Genomic DNA, 602 nt, shown 5'->3' on the forward strand with positions numbered 1-602 from the left:
AAGTGCGGTCAAGAAAAAGCAAGAAATTTACCACCTATCGAGGCACGATAGGGGTGATTGCACCAAATCATCTTGAACGCGATTTTAGTGCAACGGCCCCGAAACAAAAATGGGTGACCGATATCACCGAGTTTAAGGCAAAAGATGGGAGTAAAGTCTATTTATCCCCTATTTTAGACTTATTTAACAATGAGATAGTCTCCTATAATCTCAGCTATTCCCCAAACTGGACGCAAGTAGAGGACATGTTGATGCAAGCCCTCAAAGGATTAAATAAAGCTTGTGGTGTCATTTTACATTCAGACCAGGGATGGCAATATCAAATGGTAGCTTATCGTCGAATTTTAGCTGAACATGGCATCATTCAAAGTATGTCGAGAAAAGGGAATTGCTTGGACAATGCTGCAATGGAAAGTTTCTTTGGGCGATTAAAAACAGAATGTTTTTATGGTCGGGAATTTAACAGTAGAGAGGAGATAGTTGATGCCGTCAGGGATTATTTGGATTACTATAACCACCGACGGATTCAACTAAACTTAAAAGGACTGAGTCCGATACAATATCGAAAACAATCCTTTAAATAACAGTCTAACTTTTTGGGG

The 602-nt window shown here is 39.5% G+C and carries 1 protein-coding gene; it reads left to right on the forward strand.

The features are described from left to right. Positions 1-584, forward strand: a 584-nt coding sequence (locus ABW51_RS09630) for an IS3 family transposase (protein WP_053466558.1), incomplete at its 5' end; no start/stop codon positions are given. Between the last annotated feature and the right edge of the window lie 18 nt (positions 585-602).

This window comes from Haemophilus sp. C1 (assembly GCF_001276515.1).
Classification (GTDB): domain Bacteria; phylum Pseudomonadota; class Gammaproteobacteria; order Enterobacterales; family Pasteurellaceae; genus Haemophilus.